Source organism: Bradyrhizobium sp. USDA 4369 (assembly GCF_054056435.1).
Genome location: NZ_JBSRYH010000001.1, coordinates 8,042,509 through 8,066,701, shown reverse-complemented (window position 1 = coordinate 8,066,701; position 24,193 = coordinate 8,042,509). Strand labels below are relative to the sequence as shown.

At 66.0% G+C, this 24,193-nt stretch carries 20 protein-coding genes; 9 read left to right on the top strand and 11 right to left on the bottom strand.

Annotated features, from left to right (window positions below):
• Positions 1–140 precede the first annotated feature (140 nt).
• The gene (locus ACVIJ6_RS36540; RefSeq protein ID WP_456776723.1) at positions 141–1,691 is read left to right on the top strand and encodes a L,D-transpeptidase family protein; all 1,551 of its coding nucleotides are present in this window, start codon (positions 141–143) and stop codon (positions 1,689–1,691) included.
• A gap of 170 nt (positions 1,692–1,861) precedes the next feature.
• Here the strand turns inward: ACVIJ6_RS36540 and ACVIJ6_RS36535 are convergent, their stop codons facing one another.
• On the bottom strand, positions 1,862–2,539 hold the full coding sequence (locus tag ACVIJ6_RS36535) for a hypothetical protein (RefSeq protein WP_456776722.1): 678 nt from the start codon (positions 2,537–2,539) through the stop codon (positions 1,862–1,864).
• A 287-nt stretch (positions 2,540–2,826) separates the two neighbouring features.
• Here ACVIJ6_RS36535 and ACVIJ6_RS36530 point away from each other — a divergent pair, with 287 nt between their 5' ends.
• Complete coding sequence (locus ACVIJ6_RS36530) at positions 2,827–3,732, top strand: PaaI family thioesterase (RefSeq protein WP_456776721.1); 906 nt, start codon at positions 2,827–2,829, stop codon at positions 3,730–3,732.
• Between the two features lie 36 nt (positions 3,733–3,768).
• Here the strand turns inward: ACVIJ6_RS36530 and ACVIJ6_RS36525 are convergent, their stop codons facing one another.
• Positions 3,769–5,301 carry a serine aminopeptidase domain-containing protein gene (locus ACVIJ6_RS36525; RefSeq protein ID WP_456776720.1) on the bottom strand — a complete coding sequence of 511 codons (1,533 nt, stop codon included), beginning with the start codon at positions 5,299–5,301 and terminating at the stop codon, positions 3,769–3,771.
• A 173-nt stretch (positions 5,302–5,474) separates the two neighbouring features.
• Here ACVIJ6_RS36525 and ACVIJ6_RS36520 point away from each other — a divergent pair, with 173 nt between their 5' ends.
• The 4 genes from ACVIJ6_RS36520 (at position 5,475) to ACVIJ6_RS36505 (ending at position 10,373) form a co-directional block, all read left to right on the top strand.
• On the top strand, positions 5,475–6,194 hold the full coding sequence (locus tag ACVIJ6_RS36520) for a RibD family protein (RefSeq protein WP_456776719.1): 720 nt from the start codon (positions 5,475–5,477) through the stop codon (positions 6,192–6,194).
• Positions 6,187–7,464, top strand: coding sequence for a flavin monoamine oxidase family protein (locus tag ACVIJ6_RS36515; RefSeq protein ID WP_456776718.1), 1,278 nt, complete (start codon positions 6,187–6,189; stop codon positions 7,462–7,464). The genes ACVIJ6_RS36520 and ACVIJ6_RS36515 overlap by 8 nt, the downstream gene beginning before the upstream one ends.
• Positions 7,465–7,795: 331 nt before the next feature.
• Complete coding sequence (locus ACVIJ6_RS36510) at positions 7,796–9,841, top strand: alkaline phosphatase family protein (RefSeq protein ID WP_456776717.1); 2,046 nt, start codon at positions 7,796–7,798, stop codon at positions 9,839–9,841.
• Between the two features lie 145 nt (positions 9,842–9,986).
• A complete protein-coding gene (locus ACVIJ6_RS36505; protein ID WP_456776716.1) occupies positions 9,987–10,373 on the top strand; it encodes a VOC family protein in 387 nt (128 codons plus the stop codon).
• Between the two features lie 25 nt (positions 10,374–10,398).
• Here ACVIJ6_RS36505 and ACVIJ6_RS36500 read toward each other — a convergent pair whose 3' ends face one another.
• Entirely contained in the window at positions 10,399–11,331 is a 933-nt protein-coding gene (locus ACVIJ6_RS36500) for a LysR family transcriptional regulator (protein ID WP_456776715.1), read from the bottom strand.
• A gap of 121 nt (positions 11,332–11,452) precedes the next feature.
• Here ACVIJ6_RS36500 and ACVIJ6_RS36495 point away from each other — a divergent pair, with 121 nt between their 5' ends.
• On the top strand, positions 11,453–11,806 hold the full coding sequence (locus tag ACVIJ6_RS36495; protein ID WP_456776714.1) for a protocatechuate 4,5-dioxygenase subunit alpha: 354 nt from the start codon (positions 11,453–11,455) through the stop codon (positions 11,804–11,806).
• A gap of 5 nt (positions 11,807–11,811) precedes the next feature.
• A complete protein-coding gene (locus ACVIJ6_RS36490; protein WP_456776713.1) occupies positions 11,812–12,648 on the top strand; it encodes a class III extradiol dioxygenase family protein in 837 nt (278 codons plus the stop codon).
• A 241-nt stretch (positions 12,649–12,889) separates the two neighbouring features.
• On the opposite strand, the gene ACVIJ6_RS36485 is transcribed toward ACVIJ6_RS36490, so the two are convergent.
• The 5 genes from ACVIJ6_RS36485 to ACVIJ6_RS36465 all read right to left on the bottom strand — a co-directional run bounded on the left by ACVIJ6_RS36485 (position 12,890) and on the right by ACVIJ6_RS36465 (position 19,823).
• Positions 12,890–13,192 carry a DUF3861 domain-containing protein gene (locus ACVIJ6_RS36485; protein WP_456776712.1) on the bottom strand — a complete coding sequence of 101 codons (303 nt, stop codon included), beginning with the start codon at positions 13,190–13,192 and terminating at the stop codon, positions 12,890–12,892.
• Between the two features lie 29 nt (positions 13,193–13,221).
• The gene (locus tag ACVIJ6_RS36480; RefSeq protein WP_456776711.1) at positions 13,222–13,920 is read right to left on the bottom strand and encodes a PadR family transcriptional regulator; all 699 of its coding nucleotides are present in this window, start codon (positions 13,918–13,920) and stop codon (positions 13,222–13,224) included.
• Between the two features lie 116 nt (positions 13,921–14,036).
• A complete protein-coding gene (locus ACVIJ6_RS36475) occupies positions 14,037–17,117 on the bottom strand; it encodes an efflux RND transporter permease subunit (protein ID WP_456776710.1) in 3,081 nt (1,026 codons plus the stop codon).
• 28 nt (positions 17,118–17,145) lie between these two features.
• A complete protein-coding gene (locus ACVIJ6_RS36470; protein ID WP_456776709.1) occupies positions 17,146–18,261 on the bottom strand; it encodes an efflux RND transporter periplasmic adaptor subunit in 1,116 nt (371 codons plus the stop codon).
• A complete protein-coding gene (locus ACVIJ6_RS36465) occupies positions 18,261–19,823 on the bottom strand; it encodes an efflux transporter outer membrane subunit (protein ID WP_456776708.1) in 1,563 nt (520 codons plus the stop codon). The genes ACVIJ6_RS36470 and ACVIJ6_RS36465 overlap by 1 nt, the downstream gene beginning before the upstream one ends.
• Positions 19,824–19,925: 102 nt before the next feature.
• Between ACVIJ6_RS36465 and ACVIJ6_RS36460 the strand changes: the two genes are divergently transcribed.
• A complete protein-coding gene (locus ACVIJ6_RS36460; protein ID WP_456776707.1) occupies positions 19,926–20,651 on the top strand; it encodes a TetR/AcrR family transcriptional regulator in 726 nt (241 codons plus the stop codon).
• A 3-nt stretch (positions 20,652–20,654) separates the two neighbouring features.
• Here ACVIJ6_RS36460 and ACVIJ6_RS36455 read toward each other — a convergent pair whose 3' ends face one another.
• From ACVIJ6_RS36455 to ACVIJ6_RS36445, 3 genes are all read right to left on the bottom strand, one after another.
• The gene (locus ACVIJ6_RS36455; protein WP_456776706.1) at positions 20,655–21,575 is read right to left on the bottom strand and encodes a PepSY domain-containing protein; all 921 of its coding nucleotides are present in this window, start codon (positions 21,573–21,575) and stop codon (positions 20,655–20,657) included.
• A 247-nt stretch (positions 21,576–21,822) separates the two neighbouring features.
• Positions 21,823–23,136 carry a C4-dicarboxylate transporter DctA gene (gene dctA / locus ACVIJ6_RS36450; protein WP_456776705.1) on the bottom strand — a complete coding sequence of 438 codons (1,314 nt, stop codon included), beginning with the start codon at positions 23,134–23,136 and terminating at the stop codon, positions 21,823–21,825.
• A 40-nt stretch (positions 23,137–23,176) separates the two neighbouring features.
• Complete coding sequence (locus ACVIJ6_RS36445; RefSeq protein WP_456776704.1) at positions 23,177–24,148, bottom strand: amidohydrolase family protein; 972 nt, start codon at positions 24,146–24,148, stop codon at positions 23,177–23,179.
• Between the last annotated feature and the right edge of the window lie 45 nt (positions 24,149–24,193).

The following is a 24,193-nucleotide window of genomic DNA, read 5'->3' as shown; positions in this document are numbered from 1 at the left end:
CGTGATTGTGGCGATTGGGGCGGCTGCGGACATCGGAGGCTTTCACCCAAAAAACACGATCCGGCGTATAACTGAGAACGCGATGCGGTCTTCGCGCGTTGCAGCCGGACCGGCATTGAACCAGGACACCGAGGCAGGACATGGCGAACAGAGTCACGGCGGCGCATTTCATTCCAGCCAGGCGGCATTGGGGAAGTTCCGTCTTCGTGATGCTGGCAACCCTGGCCGCGCTGACACTCTCTGGCCCTGCGGCGACCGCGCGGCAGGCGCGGCCTGCGCCGGTGACCGAGGCGACGGCGCCGCGGGCGCATGGCGAGCCGATCATGGCGATCGTGTCGATCAAGGCGCAGAAGGTGACGTTCTACGACGCGGAGGGCTGGATCTGGCGCGCGCCGGTCTCGACCGGCGTGGCTGGACGTGAAACGCCCGCCGGCGTGTTCGCCATCATCGAGAAGGACAAGGATCACCATTCGACGCTGTATGACGATGCCTGGATGCCGAACATGCAGCGCATCACGTGGAACGGCGTCGCGCTGCATGGCGGGCCGCTGCCCGGTTATGCCGCCTCGCATGGCTGTGTGCGGATGCCATATGGCTTCGCGGAGAAGCTGTTCGACCGGACCTGGATCGGCATGCGGGTGATCATCGCGCCGGGCGACGTAGCGCCGGTCGAGTTCTCCCATCCGGCCTTGTTCGTGCCGCAGGCTTCGGCGCTCGCCGCCGTGCCGTCGCGTGCTGCGACACTCGGCCGCGAGGCCGAGGACGCGGCCAAGAGCGCCGACGAGACCAAGGCGGCGGCCACCGCCGCCGAGCGGGACGCCAAATCGCTGAAGGCGTCGCTGCGCAAATTGGAGCAGGCCAAGGCCCGCACCGAGGCTGACCTCAAGATGATCGACCGCAAGCTGGCTGCGGCCAAGACCGAGGAGGCCAAGGCCCAGCTCGCGGAGGCCCGGCAGAAGCTGGCGACGCAGGCCGGCGACGCCGCGACGCAGCTCGACGCCGCCAAGGCGGACGCGGCGGCCAAGCTCGCCGCCGTCGCGAGCACGAAGGAGGCGGCCAAGGCCGCCGCCGCCCGGAAGGCCGACGCCACCAAGGCAGCGACCGATGCGCAACTCGCGACCGAGCCGGTGTCGGTCTATATCAGCCGCTCCACGCAGATGGTCTATGTCAGGCGCAACACGCACAAGCCGGCGCGTGACGGCGGCGGCGAGGTGTTCGACACCTCGATCGAGGCCCCGGTGGAGATCCGCGATCCGGAACGGCCGATCGGCACGCACATCTTCACGGCGGTGGCGCAGGGCAATGCGGGCCTGCGCTGGACGGCGGTGACGATCGACGACGGCGACGACGCCAAGGACGCGCTCGACCGGATCACGATTCCGACAGAGGTCCTGGACCGTATCGCGCCGACGGCGGTGCCGCGCTCGTCGATCATTGTCTCTGACGAGCCACTGTCGAGCGAGACCAATTATCGGACAGAGTTCGTCGCTGTGCTGAGCAATCAGCCGCAGGGCGGCTTCGTCACGCGCCGGCCGACGACGAATGTCGATGTCGTTGCGAGCGGCGACGAATATGACGACGGATTCGGCAATGTCTTCCAGCGCAGCTGGGACGGCCAGCCTGTCGCTCAGCCGCGTCGGCGTGGACCGCCTCCGACCTATTTCCGGCCGGTGCAACCGGGCTGGTGGTAACCTGCGTGGCGCCGACCGCGGCGCAACGCGCGGTCAGGTTCGCGGCTGTTGGATAGCAGAATGGGACAGATCATGATGCGGCTGCTGAGCGGCGCATCATGATCTGTCGGCTCGTTCACGCTCGATCTTCTCGAAAGACCGATGGCCGGTCTGCGGACCGCGCGTCAGGATCAGTTGCGGCCGGCAGGTGCTGCGGCCGGCCACTGGGCGAGGAGCGGCTGCACCAGCTGCGGCTCTGTCTCGGAGGCGCGGGCAATCCGCTTGACACGATGCTTGTGGGCGCGGCCGATCGAGCCGGTCGCCTCGCGTACGGTCTCGATGCGCGCGACGTGCTGACGAATTTCACCGGTGGTCGTGCGGAGCTGCTCGATGCCGATTTCGCTGTTGGCTGCGGCGGCGCGCAGCCCGCTCATCTCGGTCGACGCGTCCTCCTGCGCGGTCCGCAGACGAATGGTCTGGCGCTTCAGCAAGGCAATGTCGGACTCGATCTTGTCGGCCGTGTCGCGGCGGATCGCCTCGGTCACATCAGCCGCCGTGCGCAAGCTCGCCAGGCCCGTCTCGGCACTGGTCAGGGTCGCGCGCAGCTGCACGATCTCTCCGGACGTGTCGTTCTGCCGCTCGCGCAACTGCGCCGTCTCGGCCTTCAGCTGGGTGAGCTCCGAGCTCAGCGCGGCGACGCGGGTCTCCAGCGAGGGCGATCCGTCGTAGGCGAAGGACAGGCTCTTGGCTCCGCCGCTGCTCCACCATATCGCACCGGCGCTGGTGGCGAGGGCCAGGCTCATGACGATTCGTAAAGAGGCGGCGCCGCGGCTCGGCGGGACGTCCGGTGTCTTGATGGGCTTGCGCATCGGCAGGTCTCCGGGATTTGATTGAGACCATTATTCTCATAGCAAGGTTGCCAATGTTCTAAGTCCGCGCGACCCGCGAAACTTTTCGTCTACGTAGATTACCGGGGCGCGCGCAATCAGCATCACAAGATCCTGTCACGGACGGCGAATGCCATGACGGATATCAGCGCAACCTTCCACGGTGCGGCTGAGCGGACTGCCGCGCCCGCTACGCGATGGACGCAGGTCTTCCGTCGGCATCGGAAAACACTTCGCCCTGTCGGCGGATCATGCTCTAAACTCGCGCCATGACCGACACGCAACCGCCCACCGCACCACCATCCTTCGACGCACTCGCCGAGGCAATCAGGCATCGTCGCTCGGTGTACGGCCATCTCAGCGGGCTCAGGATGGATCGCTACGCCCCCGGTGAGGCCTGGTCGACCTTGCCCTATCGGCCGGTGTTCGTCGGCGACAGCGACACCGGCGTGATCCATGGCGGCGTCGTCACCGCGATGCTCGATGAAAGCTGCGGCATGGCGGTGCAGCTTGCGCTCGACGGCACGCGGGCCGTTGCGACCCTCGATCTGCGCATCGACTATCAGAAGCCGGCGACGCCCGGCCTCGATATCAAGGCGCATGCGGTATGCTTCCGTGTCACGCGCTCGATCGCCTTCGTGCGTGCGACGGCCTATCAGGAGCAGGAGAGTGAGCCTGTCGCGACCGCGACCGCCTGCTTCATGGTCGACGCCAACCGCACCAACATGCTCGTCGACCGGCCGGTCTTCGCCGGTGAACCGGCGCCGCTCGAAGCTCCCGAGGATGGCAGCGGGCTGTTTGCGTCCAGCCCGTTCGCGCGCTGTCTCGGGATCCGCGCCGGGGAGGGCGACACGCTGCTGATGCCGTTCTCGCAGCGGATCATCGGCAATCCGGTGCTGCCCGCGATCCATGGCGGCATGACCGGCGCATTCCTGGAAACCACGGCGATCATCACCGTCATGCGCGAACTCGGTGTGTCCGCGCCGCCCAAGCCGATCGGTCTCACCATCAACTATCTCAGGTCGGGCCGCGCGCTCGACAGCGTGGCCTCAGCCTCGATCGTCAAGCAGGGCCGCCGCGTCGTCGCGTTCGAGGCCCGTGCCTGGCAGGACGACGCATCCAAGCCGATCGCCACCGCCTTCGGCCATTTCATGCTGCGGCAGGAGCAGGACTGACGGAGCTGGGTCCTGCACGAGTGATCGGATCGCCGCTCACCCCGCGACGAACAGCGGGAACGTCACCCCGAGCGACCACGCCAGGATCAAGCCGAGGCCGATGCCTTCGGCCATGGGCGAGCCGGTCCTGCGACCGACGCAACCGCCGATCAGCCCGAACACGATGAAGAACAGCACGATCACGGGGATGATGATCAGCAGGAAGAACAGCCGCCGGACATCGAGCGCCACCGCGCCGCCGAGCGAGGCGAGGAATGCGGCGCGGATCCAGAGTGTGCGCCACAGCGCGGCGTGGCCGCCCTGATTGGCGATGCTGTCCGCCAGCATATAGGGCACCGCGCCCACAGCGATCGCCGCGATGATCGGCAGGCGGGCCGCGATCGGCATGAAGGAGGCGACATAGCGGTCGAGCGCGGTGCCGAATCCGATGATGCCATAGGCGGCGAGTGTCAGCGCGCCGAGCCAGGCGATGCGGCCGAACCGAACGGCTTGCAGCCGAAGCAGCGCCAGCGACAGCGCGCCATAGACGACCAGATGCGCGGCGAGATAATCCGCGACCAGCACCGGCAAAAACCGGGTGTCGACAAATCTCAGCACGATCGGCGTCACCACCGCCGGCACCAGCGTGGCGATGGCGAGGCTGCGCAGCGGAACCACAAGCGGGGCCGCACCGCCCTTCGGCAGAAATGCGGCCAAGGGCCAGGCCAGCAGCACGATGCCGGTGAGCAGCAGCGCGATCGGGCCGCCGGTCGCGGCCACCGGGCCGCTGCTGGCGCGGCCGAACACCCGGTCGAGCCAGTCGCGGGCCTCGCGCAGGGCGGCCGATGAATAGAGCACGCTGACATGCTCGACGCCCGGCGCCACGACGGCGCGGCGCCCGCCTTGGCCTGCGGGATCGCCGACCGTGTCGCCTTCCTGCGCGGCGGGATCGGCGAGCTTGAGATTGCGCAGGCCGTCCTGGCGCAGCGCGACCTCCCATTCGCCGGTGATGATCAGCAGGTTGCGCGGCGCGCTTGCCGTGACCGCTTCGGAAAACATCGAGATCGCGACCGTTGCGCCGATCCGCGGATCGGCGCTGGCCTGGCGTACGATGATGTCGGAGGCCATCGAATGACCGAGCAGTGCCACCCGGCCATCGGCGCCCGGCAACGACAAGGCGACGTCGGTGACGCGGCCGATCTCGCTCATCAGCTTGCTTGTCGTACCGTCGACGCGCGTGACGTCACCGGCCATCGGCGTAGGATTGCGGCCGTGGCCCTCGAAATCGAAAGTGACGGCGAGATAGCCTGCATGCGCCAAAGTCAGCGCATAGGCCTCCATGAACTGGCGTGAGCCGGCGAAGCCGTGGGCGATGACCACCACCGGCGAGGCTGCGGCGCCGTCGCGCCGATACACTGTGAGGGGCGTCGTCCCGGCCTGCAGCCGGGTGATCGTCACACCGGCGCGCGCGGCCTCGAGCCGCCAGATCCCGGCGAGGCAAAGCGCGAGGCCGGCGAGCGTCGCGATCAGCAAGGCTGCACCGCGCGTACCTATGCCATTACGCCATTTCGGCGCGATCCCGCGTGCCATGACTTGCTCCGTCTTCCGTCAAGTCTAGCGCAGCGATAGGCGGCGTGACAGCGCCTGGCGCACGCAGGCGTTCCAGGTCGCCGCAGCGTCGTCGAACGAAATCCGGCCCGCTTCGTTGACAACGCCGCGGGAGCGATATTCGGTGGCTCCCATCAGCGACGACAGGAGGATGCATGAAACCGGACGTCATCTGCCTGATGGCCTCGAGCGTCGATGGCCGGACTTTGCCGAGCCGTTGGCGACCAAAGGGCTCGGGTGATCTGTTCGAGCAGGTCCATGAGCAACTCGGCGGCGACGCCTGGCTGATCGGCCGCGTCACCGGCCAGGAATTCGCCAAGGGTACGGCCTATCCGGCAACGACCTCCGAGCGTTTTCCGCGCGAGAACTGGATCGCCCGGCGCGACGCCAGGGGCTATGGCGTCGTGCTCGATGCGCACGGCAAGATCTGCTGGGGACGCGCCGACATCGGCGGTGATCCGATCGTGGTCGTGCTCACCGAGGCGGTGTCGGATGCGCATCTTGCGGGCCTGCGCAGCGAGGGCGTGTCGTACATCTTCGCCGGCCGGTCGCAACTCGACCTGGCTGTGGTGCTCGACGTTCTCGCGCGCGAGCTCGGCGTGAAGCGGCTGCTGCTCGAAGGCGGCGGTGGCGCCAATGGCGCGTTCCTGCGCGCCGGGCTCGTCGACGAGTTCAACCTCGTTCTGTGTCCGGCCATCGACGGCGCCAAGGGCGCACCCAGCGTGTTCGATTCGCGCGAGAGCGAGTCGGATCAGCGAGCGCCGATCACTTCCATGACGCTGGAGAGCAGCACGGCCCTTGCGGGCGGCGCGCTGTGGCTGCGCTACAAGATCACCAACGGTCCGTCCGCGCCGGCTCAGGCCAGCCATGGCTGAGAGAAGAGATCATATCATCGTCGTCGGTGCCGGCGCTGCGGGCCTGATCGCGGCGCGTGAGCTCGCCTCCGCCGGCCGGAAAGTAACGGTCCTCGAAGCCCGCGATCGTTGCGGCGGCCGTATCCATCCGCTCGCCGAAAGCTCCTTCGGCTACAGAGCGGACGCCGGCGCGGAATTCATCCATGGCGAGGCGCCGGTGACCTATCAGCTGCTGGCCGAGGCAGAGCTGAAGGCGCAACCGGTCGATGGTGCGCGCTGGCATGTCGAGAACGGGACCTTCTCCTCCGACGATCCGTCCGACCGGGAGATGGCGAGACTGCACGATGTGCTCGCCAGACTCGATCACGATCTCACCGTGACCGCGCTGCTCGAGCGCCATTTCGCGGGCGCGCAGTTTGCCAGCCTGCGCAAATCCGTGCTCGGCATGGTGCAAGGCTACGACGCCGCCGACCCCGATCGCGCCAGCGTGTTCGCATTGCGCGACGAGTGGATGGGCGGCCACCGCGGCGGCCAGGCCCGCGTCGTCGGCGGCTACGGGGCCCTGGTCGATGACCTCGAAGCCGCGTGCCGCGCGCGCGGCGTCACGTTCGCGTTCGAATCCGTCGTGGCGGCGGTCGAGAGTGCAGATGGCGTTGCGATCGTGCATTGCGCCGACGGACGCACGTTTCGCGGCGATGCGGTCATTCTGACCGTGCCGCTGCCGCTGCTGCGGACCATCGCGCTGCCGGCGGCGATGCACGGGCAGGTGGCGGCTGCCGCCGACATCGGGTTCGGCAACGTGATCAAGCTGCTGCTCCGCTTCGAGCGCCGCTGGTGGATGGCGACGCCGGCGCGCGATCTCTCGGATATGCTGTTCGTCTTGTCCGATGCCGCGGTACCGGTGTGGTGGACGCAGCACCCGAGCGATCGTGACGTGCTGACCGGCTGGCTCGCTGGGCCGCCGACGCACGCGTTTGCGGCGCGCGATGAGCACGCGCTGATCGAGACCGGACTTGCGGCTCTTGCTGATATCTTCGCGAAGCCCGTGAGCCTTCTCAGGGAGGATCTCACCGCGGCGCATGCGACAGATTGGGCAAACGACCCGTTCGCGCGCGGCGCCTATTCCTATGCGACGCTCGCCACGCGGATCGCACAGGACGTGCTGACACGCTGGGATGGCGGACCGGTGCTGATATCCGGTGAGGCGCTCTATCGCGGGCGCGATATGGGCACCGTCGAGGCGGCCCTGGCGAGCGGGCGGCAGACGGCGCGAACGATCCTTGCAGGATAGATGCATGATGTCGCGCGAGCCGTTTGTCGCGCGACCGTCACATGTGTCGTGCGGACGTCACATGCGCGTCAGCCAAGGCCGATAAGCGGTACCCCCGTTAAGAATGAACGCGCGAAGGTTGCGCGACCTGGGGGGCCATCACATGCATTCGAAGAGTTGTCTCCGAGCGCTGTCGGGCGCGGCGCTCGCGGCTTTGCTTGCGGTTATTTCGACGCCGGCGTGGACGGCGGATCATGACGCACATGGTGATCGCGCATTCCATGATCATGACGACGATCGCGACCGTGACGATGACCGTGATCACGACCGGCAGGGCCGGAGATCGCCACGTGTGGTGCTGATCTCGCTCGACGGCGCGAAGCCCGACTTCATCGAGAAGTTCATCGAGGAGGGTGTGCTGCCGCGCGACGGCGGGCTGGCGCGGCTGAGCCGCCGCGGGGCCGTGGCCAAGCAGAACGTCACGGCGTCACCCTCGCTGACGGCGGTGTCGCATATCGAGATCGCGACGGGATCCACGGCGGTCCACAACGACATTCCCTCGAATACGTTCCAGGCGATTGCGGCTCCGATCACGTCCAGCATCAGCGGCTTCGCCGCGCCGATCGGCGGCTACCGCCTGAGTCCGCTCGGGCCGAGCCCGCAGCCGACCGCGCAGCCGCTTTGGGTGCAACTGCGTCAGCACGGCAAGAAGGTGGTCACTGCGACCTGGCCGGGCGGCGACGGCGCCGACATCTCGATCAACAACACGGTGGTGCAGCAGGCCGAGCCGACCCGCGTCACCGACTACACGGTGCCGTTCGGCGCGTTCGGCGGTCTCTCGGCCCAGGGCTTCTCGCTGTCGCGCAGCGATTTCGTGTCGGACCCGGCGATCGTCGCAGCACTGCAGTCGGCCGGACATTCCTCCTACAGCCCGGTGCTGGCCACCGCCGCGCCGATCGAGACCTTCTCCTGCGCGTCGGCCGCGCCGGCGACCTGCACGGCCGCAGCGACGCTCGACCTCAAATATGCGATCCGTGTCGCCGCGATCGATACCACCAATGACGGCAAGGTGAACTACGACACATTGGTATTCTTCGATGTGACGCGCGGCATCGCCGCGGGACCGTTCCAGGCTCCTTCCACTGGACCTGCCTTCGCCAAACTGGGCGGCGAGAATGCGCCGTTCTTCTTCGAAGGCAGCGGCGCCAAGGTCGGCACGGCCTATTTCGTCTCGGCGCTTGCTCCTGATCTGTCGGTGGTGCGCTTCGCCCGTTACGGCGCCAACTACATCCCGCGCAATGCCGCGGTTCTGGCCGATGTCGACGATATCAACACCAATATCGGCTTCTGGCGTCCGCAGGCCGACTTCCGCATTCCCGAGCGGCTCGGCCCGGGCTTCACCAGCTTCCCCGATGTCGAGATCGAGGCGATGTTCGAGGACATGGTGAAGACCTTCGTGCGCTATCAGGCGGCGATCGGCGAGCGCGCGATCCGCAAGCACCGCGATGCCGACCTCGTGATGATCTATATCGAGCAGCCGGACGGCTCCGAGCACCAGTTCCTGCTGACCGATCGTCGCCAGGGCACCAACCCGAAGGACCCGAACTCGATCGGTGCCAATCAGGATCCGGCCAAGGTCGCGCGCTACGCGTCCTATATTCGTGCGGCGTATCAAGCGGCTGACAAGGCGGTGAAGCGGATTGCCGACACGGCGGGCCGCGGCAGCAACGTCATCGTGGTGTCGGATCACGGCTTCGCCCCGTTCCATACGTCGGTGAGCATGCTCAACATCCTGCGCAACGCCGGCATCGATACGTCGAAGCTCGCGATCCGCACCTCGGGACCTGCCGTCAACATCTATGTCAACCTGCAGAATCGAGAGGCGGGCGGCACCGTCGATCCGGCGAGCTACAACGCGCTGGTGACGCAGGTCGCCAATGCCGTGAAGAACGCCGTCGATCCCAATCCGCGGTTCAACGCCTCGCTCAAGGACGGGCGACTGTTTACGGTGGTCGAGAGCCGGCCGCTGCAATGCGACGCCGGCACCGGCCTGTGCACCAGCAAGGCCATCGGCCAGGATTTCGGCGACGTCTTTGCGCTGATGGCTCCGGGCTACAATTTCGACGGCATCCAGAGCCCCGGCGTGGCCCGCCTCGGTGACGCCGCGTTCAACGCGACCACGACCGCGCTGTCGATGCCGAACTTCTATGGCGCCCATGGCCACGACCCTCTGTTGTCGGAAATGAGCGCGACGTTCATCGCCGCCGGGCCCGACATTCGCGACGGCGCGACGATCCGGCGCATGCGCAACATCGACGTGGCGCCGACCATCATGAGGATCCTGGGCGTCAAGCCGCAGCAGGTCGATGGCGAGGTGCTGCATCACATTCTGCGCTGAACGACGCGCAGCGTCGGTGCGGGGCGCATGTGCTCCGCACCGGCCACGGTCCTGCGCCGGCGCTGCCGGGGTGACCGCGTTGCGACCGCGGTGAAGCCGTCCTATCGTCGGCCGGTCTTCGCCTGATCACGCCAGGAGGATCGTCATGCTCGATCACGTCGGCTTCCCCGTCTCCGACTTTGCCCGCAGCAAGGCCTTCTATGCGGCCGCGCTTGCACCGCTCGGCTATGTGCTGATGATGGAGATCACCGACGCGCAGACCGGCGGCCATGGCGATCACGCCGGCTTCGGCGACGGCCGTCCGGATTTCTGGATCGGCACCGGCGGTACGGCGGCGACATCGACGCATATTGCCTTCCACGCCAAGGATCGCGCCACGGTCGACGCCTTCTACCGCGCGGCCATCGCGGCCGGCGGACGTGACAACGGCGCGCCGGGGCTGCGGCCGCATTACCACGCGCATTATTACGGCGCGTTCGTGCGCGACCCCGACGGCAACAATATCGAGGCGGTCTGTCACACCCCGGAGTGAGACCGGTGGATCGCACTGCCGCCGGTCACACCGTCACCGGCATGTATTCGGCGGCAGCGGCCAGGCTCGGCGCGACCACGATCTCGAGCTGCTGGCGCAGCCAGCGGTGCATCGGATCGTCGTGGTGGCGCAGATGCCAGACCATGTACATCGGCATGGGCGGGCAGGGGACCGGTACCGGTGCCACCGCCAGGCCGCGTAGCATATAGGCGCGCAGCAGGCTCGGCAGCGTCGCGATCATGCGGCTGCCGCGCAGGAACGGACCGACGCCGCCGAAGCCCGGCACTTGTGCAACGAAGCGTCGGACAATGCCCCGCTCGGCAAACACCTCGTCAATGTCGAGCCGACGCCGCGGCTCATACAGCACCGTGACGTGGTCGCTCGCCAGATAGTCCTCGAGGGATTGCGGCGGCTCGCGCTGGCTGGAATCGTAGAACACGCGGTAGCTGTCCTCGAACAACCGCTTCTGCAGGATGTCGCTGCCCTCGGGTGGGCGGGGGGTGATGATCAGCTGACAATGTTCCTCGCGCAGCATGTCCGGCGTGGGGGCGCCGGAGGGAATGACGCGCAGGCTCAGGCCTGGCGCCTGCGCGCGGGTGTAGCGGAGCAGGGACGGCAGCAGCAGGTCGCGCTGCAGGTCGTTGGCGGCGATCGTCACCTGCGCCGAGACCTGCGCCGGATCGAACGCCGCGGCATGCGAGAAGCTGCGGAGATCGTCGAGCAGAGCCCGCGCCCGCAGCGCCAGCAATTGCGCATGCGCTGTCGGCACGATGCCCCGTCCGGATTTGACGAACAGCGGATCGCCGGTGATCACCCGCAGCTTGTCGAGCAGGTGGCTGACCGCCGATTGCGTCACGCCAAGCCGCTGCGCCGCGCGCGTCACCGAGCCTTCTTCGATGACGGCGAGCAGCAGCTGCAGCAGGCGGCCGTCGAGGTCCAAATGATCGAATTGGCTCATGGATCGGATCGGGCGCGCGGCCTTTATTGATGCTGTCGGAGCGCGATACTGGCGGCACGACGCTGGCCGCCTTTGATCCAGATCAAACGCGGCCCGCCGAAACATCACAGGGGAGGTCAAGATGTCCGCCACGTCAGCCCGGCAGCCCGTGCCCGGCACCACCATCTTCGACGGCGAGCAGGCCCGCAAAGGCTACGCGCTCAACAAGATGTGCTACTCGTTCAATGACGCTGCCAATCGCAAGGCCTTTGTCGCCGACGAAGACGCCTATTGCGCCAAGTTCGGCCTCAACGCGCAGCAGCGCGCGGCGATCAAGCACCGCAACGTGCTGGAACTGATCGAAGCCGGCGGCAACGCCTATTACCTCGCCAAGTTCGCCGGCATCTTCGGCCTGGACATGCAGGATATCGGCGCGCAGCAGACCGGGCTCACCAAGGATCAGTTCAAGGCCAAGCTTCTGGCGGCCAAGGGGTAATCATCATGGCAAAGATCGTCGGCGCAATCACGACCTCCCACGTTCCGGCCATCGGCGGCGCGATCGCCAAGGGGCTGCAGCAGGATCCCTATTGGAAGCCGTTCTTCGACGGCTTCCCGCATGTGCGCGAGTGGCTCGCCAAGGTGAAGCCGGATGTCGTTGTGCTGGTCTATAACGACCACGGGCTCAATTTCTTCCTCGACAAGATGCCGACCTTCGCGGTCGGCGCCTGCGACAGCTACAGCAATGCCGACGAGGGCTGGGGCATTCCGCAGACCGCGCCGTTCAAGGGCGATAGCGAATTGTCCTGGCACCTGATCGAGCATCTGGTGAAGGAGGATTTCGACCTCACCACCTGCCAGGAGATGGTGGTCGATCACGCCTTCACCTTGCCGATGGCGCTGTGCTGGCCGGACCAGAAATGGCCGGTGCGCGTGGTGCCGGTGGTCGTCAACACCGTGCAGGCGCCGCTGCCCTCGGCCGCCCGCTGCTACAAGCTCGGCCAGGCGCTGGCGTGCGCCATCGAATCCTGGCCGAAGGACGAGCGGGTGGTCGTCATGGGCACCGGCGGCCTGTCGCACCAGCTCGACGGCGAGCGCGCCGGCTTCATCAACAAGGACTTCGATGAGAAGTTCATGGCCAGCATGGTCGACGATCCCGCCTGGGCGACGAAGTACTCGACCACCGAGCTGGTCGAGCTGTCGGGCACGCAGGGCGTCGAGCTCCTGAACTGGATGGTCGCGCGCGGCGCCCTGCCGCAGAAGGTGCGCAAGGAGCATTCCAACTATCACATCCCGATCTCCAACACGGCGACGGGATTGATGGTGCTGGAGCCGGTGTAGCGGCCGCGGTACTCTATCGGCTCACGCGGGCGGCTTGCTATTGCTCACCGCTTGCGACAACCACAACTGTCGTCCCCGCGAACGCGGGGACCCATACCGCGGATCCTATCGCGGGACGTTGCTGCCAGCGGCCTGCCTCGTCACGGCCGGTGGTTATGGGTCCCGGCTCAAGGCCGGGACGACAGGGGAGTGTGTGACGAGACGGCGCCCCACCAATGGGGGCCGTCTTCAACGTCCAGTGCTACGCCTGCACCTCCTGAGTCTTGGCGCCCGACTTCAACTTCTTCATGAACTCCTTGAACGCCGGGCCGAACTCGGCGAACAGCGGTTCGCCGCGATGGTTCAGCATCACGCCGCCGAGCAGCTTCAGCCCGGTGACGAACGCCTTGCTCTCGTTCTGGTCGAACAAGCCGCGGCGCTGGACGCGCGCGACGATCTCGTTGAGATCGTCATGGCTGGTGAAGGTGAAGTCGTAGCTGGGCCCGGCGCTGCCGTCCGCACTTGGGGTGATGTCGCTCACTTCGATGGCGTAGGCGTGGGGCATCTGTTGCCTCCTTGTGCAAGGGGTGTTGTTCAGGTTGCGGTGCCCTCGTCATCGCCCTGGATCTCGGCGATGGCGCGGGTGAGAATGTCGCTGACGCGCTTCGTTTCCGCATCGCTCCAGCCGGAGCGGTGCATCTTGAGCGCCATCTTCAGCGTCTGCACGGCCTGCAGCACCGGCTCCGGCGGCCGCATGCCGCCCATCGTGCGCGCCATGATGCGCATCCGGCTGAGCAGGCCCTCGATCGCGGCTGCATCGTCCTTCAGTGCCTGGCGTCCGGCGTCGGTGATCGCGAACAGCTTCTTGCCGCCCTCGGCCGACGCCGCTTCGATCTGACCCATGTCCTCGAGCAGGCTGAGGATCGGGTAGACCGAGCCGGGGCTCGGCGAGTAGGCGCCGCCGACCAGCTGCTCGACCGCCTTGATCAGCTCATAGCCATGGCGTGGTTTCTCGCCGATCAGCCACAGCAGCAGGCTGCGCAGGTCGCCGGGGCCGAAGAAGCGACCTCCGCCGCCCCGCCCGAACTCGTCGCGACCGCCGCGGCGGCCGTCGCCTTCGAACAGGCCCGGTCCGCGGTGGCGGCCGAAGCCCGGGCCACGGCCGGCAAGACGAACCTCTTCGCAGCTTTCGTCAGAACGATGCTGGCCGAGGCGATGGCCGCGATGGCCCCAGCCGCGGACCTCACGGTCGTCGTCAAAACCCGCGCGGCCGAATTTCCAATGATGTCTCATACGATATGATCTCCGTTTCTAACGAACGATATATCGAGATTGTGTATCGTTTGTCAATTCGCCGACTTGCGGCTGGCGAGACTGATATCAAGTATCTGATAAGATTCGATTTTTTATCATGAGGCCGCGGCAGGCGCCTCCTTGCTGTGCGCCGTTGCCTCGATCGCCGTGCCGCGATGGGCAATCAGCGCGTAGGCAACGGGGACCACGAACAGCGTGAACAGGGTGCCGATGGAGAGGCCGGTTGCGATGACCAGGCCCATGTTGAAGCGCGACACCGCGCCGGCGCCGCTCGCGGTGATCAGTGGGATCACGCCGAGCACCATCGCCGCCGTCGTCATCAGGATCGGCCGCAGCCGGATCGTCGCGGCTTCGATGATCGCCTCGGTGCGGTCCTTGCCCTGCTCGCGCTGCTCGTTGGCGACCTCCACCATCAGGATGCCGTGCTTGCTGACGAGGCCCATCAGGGTGACCAGGCCGACCTGGGTGTAGATGTTGATGCTGGCGCCGCCGATGCCGAGGCTGATGAAGATCAGCGCGCCGGCCAGCGACATCGGCACCGAGACCAGGATGATGATGGGATCGACGAAGCTGTTGAAGAGGGCGGCGAGCGCCAGGAAGATGATGATCAGCGCGAAGACGAAGGTGGTGACGAAGCCGCCGGATTCCTGTTCGAGCTGCCGCGAGGCGCCGCCATAATCGATCGAATAGCCGGATGGCAGCGACTTCCCGAGCTCCTTCAGCGTCGCCAGCGCATCTCCCATCGCGACACCTGGCATCGCGACGCCGGAGATGGTCGCGGCGTTGATCTGCTGGAAGTGGTTGAGCGACTCCGGGATGGTCTTGTGCTCGAGATGCGCGACCGTCGCCAGCGGCACCATGGTGCTGCTGCCGGCGCGGATCGAATAATCCAGGAGCTGCGCGTCGGTCAGGCGGTCGTTCTGTCTCACTTGGGGGATCACCTTGTAGGAGCGGCCCTCGAGGCTGAAATAGTCGAGATAATTGCCGCCCAGCATGGTGGCGAGCGCGCCGCCGAGATCGCTCATCTTGAGGCCGAGATCGGCGGCCTTGTCGCGGTCGAACACGACGGTGGTCTGCGGCTTGTCGATCTTGAGGTCGCTGTCGAGGAAGATGAACTTGCCGCTGGCGAGTGCCTTGCTCATGAGATCGCGCGACACGTCATTGAGCTCGTTGAAGGTGCCGGTACTGCCGATCACGAACTGGATCGGCAGGCCGTTGCTGCCCGGCAGCGGCGACGGCTGGAAGGCGACCGAGCGCGCGCCGGCAATGCCATTCAGCATCTGCTGGAATTCAGGCTGCAGGGTCTTCGTCGTTGCCTTGCGCTGATCCCAGGGCTTCAGCACCCAGCCGCCGATCACCTGCGTGGAGGCGTCGATCTGGAACACCGTGCGTGTCTCCGGCCGATCCGCGATCAGGTCATGCATTTGCTGCGCATAAAACTGGCGTTGCTCCAGCGTGGCCGAGGGGGCCGAGTTGGTCAGCGACAGCACCACGCCCTGATCTTCGTCCGGTGCGAGCTCGCTGGTGGAGCTGACATAGAGCCAGGGGATCATCGCGAGCAGCAGAACGGCGAACACCACGACGACAGGCTTGGTCGAGAACACGCTTTCTAGGCAGCGGCGATAGGCATGCGCGAGCCGCTCCAGCACGTGGTCGATCGCACGCACGAGCCGAGCCTCCAGCGTGGTCGAACCGCGCTCGGTCCGCCGCAGCAGCCAGGCGCAGTTCATCGGCGATAAGGTCAGCGCGATCACCGCCGAGACGGTGACCGCGCCGGCGAGGGTAAAGGCGAACTCGGTGAACAGCGCGCCGGTGAGGCCGCCCTGGAAGCCGACGGGCACATAGACCGCGATCAGCACCACCGTCATCGCGATGATCGGGCTCGCCAGGGCCCGCGCCGACTGGATTGCCGCCTCGACCGGCGACACACCCTCGTCGATCAGCCGATGCACGGCCTCGACGACGATGATGGCGTCGTCGACGACGAGGCCGATAGCGAGCACCAGGGCCAGCAAAGTGAGCAGGTTGATGGAAAAGCCCATCAAGAGCATCAGGCCGAAGGTGCCGATCAGCGACAAGGGAATGGCGATGACCGGGATCAGGACCGAGCGCCACGAGCCCAGGAACATGAACACGACGACGATGACGATCCCGATCGCCTCCGCCAGGGTATGCTCGACCTCGTCGATCGAGGAGTTCACGAAGTCCGTGGAATCGTAGATGATCTCGCTGCGGATGCCGTTGGGCAGCTGCTGCTGCAGATCCGGGAAGACGGCCTTCACGCCATTGATCACGTCGAGCAGATTGGCCGTCGGCGCCACCTGAATGCCGATATAGACCGCGGTCTTGCCGTTGAAGCGTGTCGCCGTGTCGTAGTCGTCATTGCCGAGGGTGACGCTGGCGACGTCACGCAGGCGGATGATGGCGCCGTTCACCTGCTTCACGACCAGGTTGCGATATTGCTCCAGCGAATGCAGGTTGGTTGCCGCGGCGAGGTCGACCTGCACCAGCCGGCCCTTGGTCGTGCCGAGACCGGAGATGTAGTCATTGCCGGACAACGCGGTCGACACGTCCGTGGCGGTCAGGCCATAGGCGGCGAGCTTGTCGGGATCGAGCCAGGCGCGGAGCGCGAACTTCTTGGCGCCGATCAGCTCGGCGGTCTGCACGCCCGAGACCGCCTGCAGCTTCGGCTGCACCACGCGGGTCAGATAGTCCGTGATCTGGTTGGGCGCGAGCACGTCGCTGGCAAAGCCAATATACATCGCATCGATGGTCTGGCCCACCTTGAGCGTCAAGGTCGGTTGCTGCGTGCCCGTCGGCAGCTGATTCAAAACCGAGTTCACCTTGGCGTTGATCTCGGTCATCGCCTTGCCGGAATCATAGTTGAGCCGCAGGTTCACCGTGATGGTGCTGCTGCCGGTGACGCTGGTCGAGGTCATGTAGTCGATGCCGTTGGCCTGGGCGATCGCATTCTCGAGCGGTGTCGTGATGAAGCCCGCGATGATGTCGGAATCGGCGCCGGCATAGGCGGTGCTCACCGTGACGATCGCGTTCTGCGTCCGCGGATATTGCAGGATCGAGAGCGTCGTCATCGAGCGCAGGCCGAGGACGAGGATCAGGGCGCTGACCACGAGCGCCAGTACCGGCCGGCGGATGAAGATGTCTGTGAAACGCATGGAAGTTCTCTGAACGAGGGCGCGGGGCTTACTGGTCGACGATGTTCGGCGCGGCCTCGGCCACCGGAACGTGCGAATTGTCGATCTTCACCAGGCTGCCATTGCGCAGCTTGAGCTGGCCCGCGATCACCACGGTCTCGCCTGGCTTGACGCCGTCGGTGATGGCGACACGGTCGCCCTTGGCCGGCCTGCTCTTGATGAACATCTGGCGTGCCTTGCCCTGGCCGTCCTTGAGATCGTCGACGATGTAGACGAGATCGCCATAGGGATTGCTGACGACCGCCGTCAGCGGCACATTGACCAGCTGCTCGGGGTTGCCGGTCGCGATCTCGACTTTGGCGAACATGCCCGGCAGCAGCCGGGCCTGATTGTTGCGCAAGGTGGCGCGGACCTGGACGTTGCGGCTGGTGGAATCGACCTTGGCGTTGATCGCCGAGATCTGGCCGGTGAAGCGCTCGCCCGGAAAGGCATCGACGGCGATGCCGACATCCTGGCCGATCCGGATCTCCGCGAGCGACTGTTGCGGCAAATAGAAATCGATGAAGATCGGATCGAGACTCTGCAGCGTCACGATCGTGGTGCCGGCACTGAGATACTGGCCGAGATCGACGGCGCGGATGCCAAGCCGGCCGGCAAACGGCGCCTTCAGCGTCTTCTGCTCGACGATCGCCTTCTGCTGGGTGACCAGCGCCTGGGCGTTCTTCAGATTGGCGCGGTCGCTGTCGAGCGTCGCCTGGCTGACGGCGTTGAACTTGATCTGCTCCTCGTCGCGCTTGACCACGATGGCGTAGTTCTCGGCCGTCGCCTGCAGCGATTGCAGCTTGGCGACGTCGTCGGTGGCGACCAGCTGCAGCAGCGGCTGGCCCGCCTCGACGCTGTCGCCGGAATTGAACTGGATGCTCTGCACGATGCCGGCGACCTGCAGCGCCAGGTCGGCACCGTTGACGGCACGCAGCGAGCCGACCGCGGTGAGATTGGTGCGCCAGGGCGCGGTCTCCGCGGTGACCGTCGAGACCGTCTGCGGCGGGTTCGCCATGGCGCCGATCGCCTTTGCGATCATGATGCCCTTGAAGGTCTGAAAGCCGTAGAGGCCGCCGAACAGAACAGCCATGGCGGCCAGCATGATGGTCATGCGCTTCTTCATTACATTGCTTCCTGGGTCGTCCGATTGGGGCCGGCGAAATAGCCGGGATTGGCGCGGGGCAGCGACGCTGGTGTCTCATCCTGGCGATGCCACCAGCCGCCGCCGAGCGCCTGGAACAGCGCTGCCGTGTCGGTGAAGCGCGTGGCCTGCGACTTGATGCGGGAAACGCGCGCGTTCAGATAGGATTGCTGCGCGTTGATGACGTTGGCATAGGGCACGGCGCCGCTCTTGAACTGCTCGATCGCCATGTTGAGGCTGTCGGCGGTCGCCTTCTCGGCGGCGGCCTGCGCCTTCAGGGCCTCGGCGTCGTACTGGATGGCGCGCAAGGAGTCGGCGACGTTCTGGAACGCCGTGATGACCGTACTCTTGTAGAGCGACAGGTCCTGCTCGAACGCCGCGACGTCGGCCTCCTTGGTGTGGTAGAGCGCGCCGCCGTCGATCAGCTTCTGGCTGACGCTCGCGGCGGCATCCCACACCAGCGTCGTCGGCGAGAACAGCCGCTCCGGTCCGCTCGCGCCATAGCTGCCAGACAGCGTGACCTGCGGCAGCAGATTGGCGATGCCGACGCCGACCGTCGCGGTGGCCTGATGCAAGGTCGCCTCGGCCTGGCGGATGTCGGGCCGCTGGCGGACCAGAGAGGAGGGCAGTGAGACCGGCAGCTTGCGCGGCAGCCGGAGCTCGGCGAGGCTGACATGCTCGCCGCGATCCTGATGCGGCAGCCGGCCGAGATAGGCCATCAGTTGATTGCGCTGCTGCGCCAGCTGCTTCTGCAGCGGGGCGAGCGTCGCCTTGGCCTGCGCCAGCGTTGCCTCTTGCGACAGCACGTCCGATTTGGAGATGGCGCCGACGTCGAACTGGCGCTGGATCCGTTCGAGCTGATCGGTCTCCGCCTTGATGATCTCCTCGGTCGCGGCGATCTGATCGCGCAGCGAGGCATCGGTGATCGCAGCGGTCACGACATTGGCGGTCAGCGAGAGATAGGTCGCCTCCATCTTGAACGCCTGGTAGTCGGCCTGCGCCTGCAGTGCTTCGACCTGGCGGCGCGTGCCGCCCCACATATCGAGCGCATAGCTGACGCTGACGGACGCACCGTAGAGTGTGTAGAGCGAGGTCTGGCCCGGCCATTGTCCGGACTGCGTGGTCGAGGCCTGCGTGCGCTCGGCCGATCCGCTCGCGCTCACCTGTGGAAACAGCGATCCCTGCTGCGACAGCGCATTCTCGCGCGCGGCCCGCAGCGCATATTGCGCAGCTTCAATGTCCGGATGGTTACGAATCGCCTCCTCGACAAAGGCGTTGATCTGCCGGGAATGAAACAGCGCCCACCAGGTGCCTGGCAAGTCGCTCCCGAAGGCAAAACCTTGCGCATTGCCGCCCGGTGTCGCGGCACTTCCGGTCGGAGCGAGCCGGCGCTCGGACGTGTAGCCGGTCGCGGGTGGCGCGTCCGGTGGCATGAAGTCCGGCCCGACAGCGCAGGACGCGAGCAGCACGCTGCAGCCGACGAGGCCGAGCGGCGTCGCCGCCTTGCCGCGTCTCGAGAGAATCCGTCGCGCCGCCGGAAACATTCGGACATCATTTGTCATAAAACTAAACCGTTTAGTTCTCGTTGAGGGAACATGCTGTGCATGTCATGCTTGAGTCAAGTCACGTTGATGCTAGGAGGGAGGATGACATCCTCTTCGAATTCAGATCTATCCCGCGTTGTTACGGACGCCAGCCGTACAGAACGAAAGCATACGCAGATCCTCGACAGCGCGCGGACGCTATTTCTGGAGAGCGGCTTCGATACCACCAGCGTCGATGCGATCGCGCGCCATGCTGGAGTGTCGAAGGCAACGCTCTATGCTCATTTCACCGACAAGGATGCATTGCTCCTCGCGCTTGTCGAGGAAGATTGCGAACGCCGGCGCGCTCCGTTGTGGATTCCGCATGATCGGGCGATCGATCTCGAACCTGATCTGCGTGAGATCGCGCGCCGATTCCTGTCGATGTTCCTGGACGGTGAAGCGCTGGCGATGCACCGGCTGATCATGTCCTGCGCCTCGCGCTATCCGGCGATCGCCGAAGCCTTCATGCGGGCGGGGCCTGACCGATGCGACGCCGAGGTCGCGGCTTTTCTGCGCGCGGCAAAGACCGAGGGATTGATCGATGTCTCCAATGTCAGGCTGGCCGCAACGCAGTTTCTCATGCTGATCCAGGGCCGGTTGCCATTGACATGGGCGCTGTCGCTGCAGGCGCCGAGCGCGGCGGAGTCGCGCGCCCAGCTCGAAGGTGGGATCAAGGTGTTCATCGCCGCCTATGGCCGCCGCAAGGTGGGACCAACGAGACAGGCGAGGCCGGTGACGAAGACGGCGTCGAAGCGCGCGCGCACGCCAGCGCCCCGGCGTCCCTGAGCATCAGGAACTCTGGGACGTCGCCACGACGGGCTTTGCCGGAAACGCTCGGGTCCGGTTCGGCCGTCGCAGCCGGCGCTGCGTCCAGATCAGCACGCCCGTGACCAGCAATGCCAGCAGCACGACCGAAATCAGCACGTTGGCCAGGCTGCCGATCAGCGACCAATTGCCCTCGTGGAGCAGGCGGGGCCAGTTGCGCGGCAGCGCGGAGAGACCGTCGGGCGTGATCGCATAGGCGCGCAACTCGTCGCCCTCGATGATTCGCGCCATCAGCCGTCCGCCGCGATTGCCGATGGAATTCACCTGCGCAAGATCATGATCTCGGGCGACGACGCTGATGGCGTCAGCCAGCGACAAGCTAGCGGACGCCGGTGCTGGCGCGCTGCCCGCGAAGGTCAGGCCAAGCTCGAGGCAGATCCCGGTCAACGGGCTGAGCAGGATCAAGGGCAGCGTGAACCAGGCCGCGCCCTTGTGCCAGCCGGACAGCGTGTTGCGCAGCCGCGGCAGCCCCATCAGGATGCCGAAGACCATGACCGTGACCATCGCGATGGTGGAGATCAGGGTGAGACCGGGGATGCCGATCAGGTGCTCATGGGTCATCCGCGCCCATTGGAAGATGCTCGCCAGGGCTGGCCGGTCTGTCACGGCGCCGCTCGCGAGATCGATCTCTGTGCCCGGACGGCCGAGCAGCGTGACGTGCTGCGCCGCCGGGTTGATCGACAGGCCGCGCGCCCTGCCGTCGGGATCATATTGCTTGACCAGCGCGACCACGCGTGCGGCATCGATGCCGCCGGGCTTGACCGCCGCAACCTGCGTCACCGGTTCGAAGGAGAGAATCAACCCCGTCACGATGATCACCAGCAAGGGCAGGGCGAAGACCAGGCTGATCCAGCGGTGGAGTTTGAGCAGCAGCTGCTTGTTCATGACCGTCTCCGAATGATCGTCACGCATGCGACGTGTTGCGACGAGATCGTTGCCCGCGGACGTTCACTCCGGAATTGTTTCTGATCGTTTCTTGTCCGGCGACGATGCAACGTGACTCGCTCGCCGTGCCGATGTCAGTAGCGGAGCGCGCCGGTCGAACGGAAGAACAGAACTATTAATTTTAGGTCATGGACGATTTGATCAGCATCATTGCGGCGAAGGGGAGTTTGCACCTGCTCCAATGATTTCAATTTGCAACAGATGCGCTGTTGTCGCCGTCGAGCACCTGTTTCAGGCGCGCGGCGTCCAACGCATTCTCCCATCGCGCGATGACGATGGTCGCCACCGCATTGCCGATCAGGTTGGTCGGCGTGAGCCCTTGCGACATCAGCCGATGGATGCCGAGCACCAGCGCGACGCTGGCCACGGGAATCGTGCCGGTGGCCGCAAGCGTTGCCGCCAGCACGACGAAGGCCGCGCCGGCGATTCCCGCCGCGCCCTTCGAGGTCACCAGCAGGATCAGCAGCAGCCCGATCTGGTGGCCGATGTCGAGCTGGGTGTTGGTGGCCTGCGCCAGGAAGACGGCGGCGGTGGCGAGGTAGAGGCAGGTGCCGTCGAGGTTGAAGGAATAACCTGTCGGAATGACGAGGCCGACGATACTGCGCTCGCAGCCGGCAGCTTCCAGCTTCTCCAGCATGCGCGGCAGCACGGTCTCTGACGAGGTGGTCGCGATGCAGACCAGAACCTCGTCGCGGATGTAGCGGATCAGCTTCCACAGGCTGAAGCCGGTGAGGGCGGCGATCGGGCCGAGCACCGCGGCGATGAAGATCAGGCAGGTCACGTAGAAGCTGCCGAGCAGCAGGCCGAGCTTGGCGAGGGAGCCCAAGCCGAACTTGCCGACGGTGAAGGCGATCGCCCCGAAGGCACCGAGCGGCGCTGCCCACATCACAATTCTGACCACGCCGAAGATCATCTGCCCGGCGACCTCGATCACGTCGGTCACGAGCTTGGCGCGGTCGCCGAGCCAGATCAGCGCGAAGCCGCACATCACCGAGATGAACAGCACCTGCAGGATGTTGCCCTCGGCGAAGGCGCCGACGAAGGTCTGCGGGATGATGTTGAGCAGGAACGGCACCAGGCCCACCGCCGCGGTCTGCTTGACATAGGGCTCGATGGTGGCGGAGTTGATGGTCGCCGGGTCGATGTTCATGCCCGCGCCGGGCTGGAACAGGTTGACGGCGGCGAGACCGATGATCAGCGCCAAGGTCGTGATCACCTCGAAATAGACCAGCGCCTTGATCGCGACACGGCCGACCTTGGCCATGTCGGCCATGTGGGCGATGCCGTTGACCACGGTGCAGAAGATGATCGGCGCGATCAGCATCCGGATCGCCTTGATGAAGGCGTCGCCCAGCGGCTGCATCTGGGCGCCGAGATCCGGCTTCACGGCGCCGAGCAGGATGCCTGCGGCCATCGCGACCATGACCTGGACCCACAGCTCCTTCCACCAGGCGCGGCGGGAGCCCGCCTTGCTGTCGGCAGTCAGCGTCGTGGTGGTCATGATCGGTCCTGTCGGTTGGCCTTGAGCAGGTGCTGGTGATTCAGCTCTTCGCGGCGAACTTGAACAGCCGTTCGGGATTGCTGACAAGCAGCTTCTGCTGGATCGCAGGGTCCGGGGCGTAGAGCGGGATCAGATCGACCAGATCACCGTCATTGGGCATGATCTTGACGTTCGGATGCGGCCAGTCGGTGCCCCAGATGACGCGGTCGGGCGCATTGTCGATCAGCTTCCGGGCGAACGGGACCGCGTCGTGGAACGGCGGCCCGGAGGCCGAAGCGCGCTCGGGACCGGTGATCTTGACCCAGCACTTCTCGTCGCTGGCCTGCAGGTCGAGCAGCGCCTTGAACTCGGCATCGTCGATGCCCTTGGCGGCGCTGATCGTGCCCATGTGGTCGATCACATAGGTGACGGGGAGCGCCTTCAGGACCGGCACGAATTCCTGGATCGTGCCGGCCTCGAGGTAGATGTCGACATGCCAGCCGATGGCCGCGACGCGCTCCACCAGGGTGCGGAACACCGTCATGTCGCCGACCCCGCCGAGCCGGCGCAGGAAGGCGAACCGGCAGGCGCAGATACCGGCCTTGCCGAGCGCTGCGAGGTCGGCGTCGGACATCGCGGCATTGATGTTGGCGACGCCTTTGTACCTGCCGTTGCTCTGCGCAATTGCGTCGGTGACGACGCGGTTGTCGGTGCCATGGACGGTGGCGTTGACAATGACGGCGCGCTCGATCCCGATCTTGGCATGAAGCGCCCGAAACATCTCCAGCGGCGCCTCCGGCGGGGTGTAGGGGCGGGTGGGCGAGAACGGGTACGTCGATGCCGGGCCGAAAATGTGGGTGTGGGTGTCGACGCTGCCTGGCGGCGCCTTGAAGCTCGGCGTCTTGGTCGCCGGATCCGGGCCGGGAATGCTGGGGATCTTGGTCTCATCAGCCCGCAGGCTCGCCGGGGCTGCGCCGAGCGCGGTCGCCGTTCCCAGTCCCGCCATGGTGGCCAGCAGATCTCGTCGTCGCATCGTGGGTCTCCTTCAAATGGCCGTCGTGACCGGCAGCATCACCTG

Bases quoted from the DNA above. Each gene is read 5' to 3' on its own strand.
- ACVIJ6_RS36535 (WP_456776722.1), bottom strand. From the start codon at position 2,539: ATGCGCAAGCCCATCAAGACACCGGACGTCCCGCCGAGCCGCGGCGCC.
- dctA (WP_456776705.1), bottom strand. From the start codon at position 23,136: ATGACCACCACGACGCTGACTGCCGACAGCAAGGCGGGCTCCCGCCGC.
- ACVIJ6_RS36525 (WP_456776720.1), bottom strand. From the start codon at position 5,301: ATGGCACGCGGGATCGCGCCGAAATGGCGTAATGGCATAGGTACGCGC.
- ACVIJ6_RS36515 (WP_456776718.1), top strand. From the start codon at position 6,187: ATGGCTGAGAGAAGAGATCATATCATCGTCGTCGGTGCCGGCGCTGCG.
- ACVIJ6_RS36455 (WP_456776706.1), bottom strand. From the start codon at position 21,575: ATGAACAAGCAGCTGCTGCTCAAACTCCACCGCTGGATCAGCCTGGTC.
- ACVIJ6_RS36495 (WP_456776714.1), top strand. From the start codon at position 11,453: ATGTCCGCCACGTCAGCCCGGCAGCCCGTGCCCGGCACCACCATCTTC.
- ACVIJ6_RS36530 (WP_456776721.1), top strand. From the start codon at position 2,827: ATGACCGACACGCAACCGCCCACCGCACCACCATCCTTCGACGCACTC.
- ACVIJ6_RS36475 (WP_456776710.1), bottom strand. From the start codon at position 17,117: ATGCGTTTCACAGACATCTTCATCCGCCGGCCGGTACTGGCGCTCGTG.
- ACVIJ6_RS36490 (WP_456776713.1), top strand. From the start codon at position 11,812: ATGGCAAAGATCGTCGGCGCAATCACGACCTCCCACGTTCCGGCCATC.
- ACVIJ6_RS36520 (WP_456776719.1), top strand. From the start codon at position 5,475: ATGAAACCGGACGTCATCTGCCTGATGGCCTCGAGCGTCGATGGCCGG.
- ACVIJ6_RS36505 (WP_456776716.1), top strand. From the start codon at position 9,987: ATGCTCGATCACGTCGGCTTCCCCGTCTCCGACTTTGCCCGCAGCAAG.
- ACVIJ6_RS36540 (WP_456776723.1), top strand. From the start codon at position 141: ATGGCGAACAGAGTCACGGCGGCGCATTTCATTCCAGCCAGGCGGCAT.
- ACVIJ6_RS36445 (WP_456776704.1), bottom strand. From the start codon at position 24,148: ATGCGACGACGAGATCTGCTGGCCACCATGGCGGGACTGGGAACGGCG.
- ACVIJ6_RS36465 (WP_456776708.1), bottom strand. From the start codon at position 19,823: ATGTTTCCGGCGGCGCGACGGATTCTCTCGAGACGCGGCAAGGCGGCG.
- ACVIJ6_RS36500 (WP_456776715.1), bottom strand. From the start codon at position 11,331: ATGAGCCAATTCGATCATTTGGACCTCGACGGCCGCCTGCTGCAGCTG.
- ACVIJ6_RS36460 (WP_456776707.1), top strand. From the start codon at position 19,926: ATGACATCCTCTTCGAATTCAGATCTATCCCGCGTTGTTACGGACGCC.
- ACVIJ6_RS36480 (WP_456776711.1), bottom strand. From the start codon at position 13,920: ATGAGACATCATTGGAAATTCGGCCGCGCGGGTTTTGACGACGACCGT.
- ACVIJ6_RS36470 (WP_456776709.1), bottom strand. From the start codon at position 18,261: ATGAAGAAGCGCATGACCATCATGCTGGCCGCCATGGCTGTTCTGTTC.
- ACVIJ6_RS36485 (WP_456776712.1), bottom strand. From the start codon at position 13,192: ATGCCCCACGCCTACGCCATCGAAGTGAGCGACATCACCCCAAGTGCG.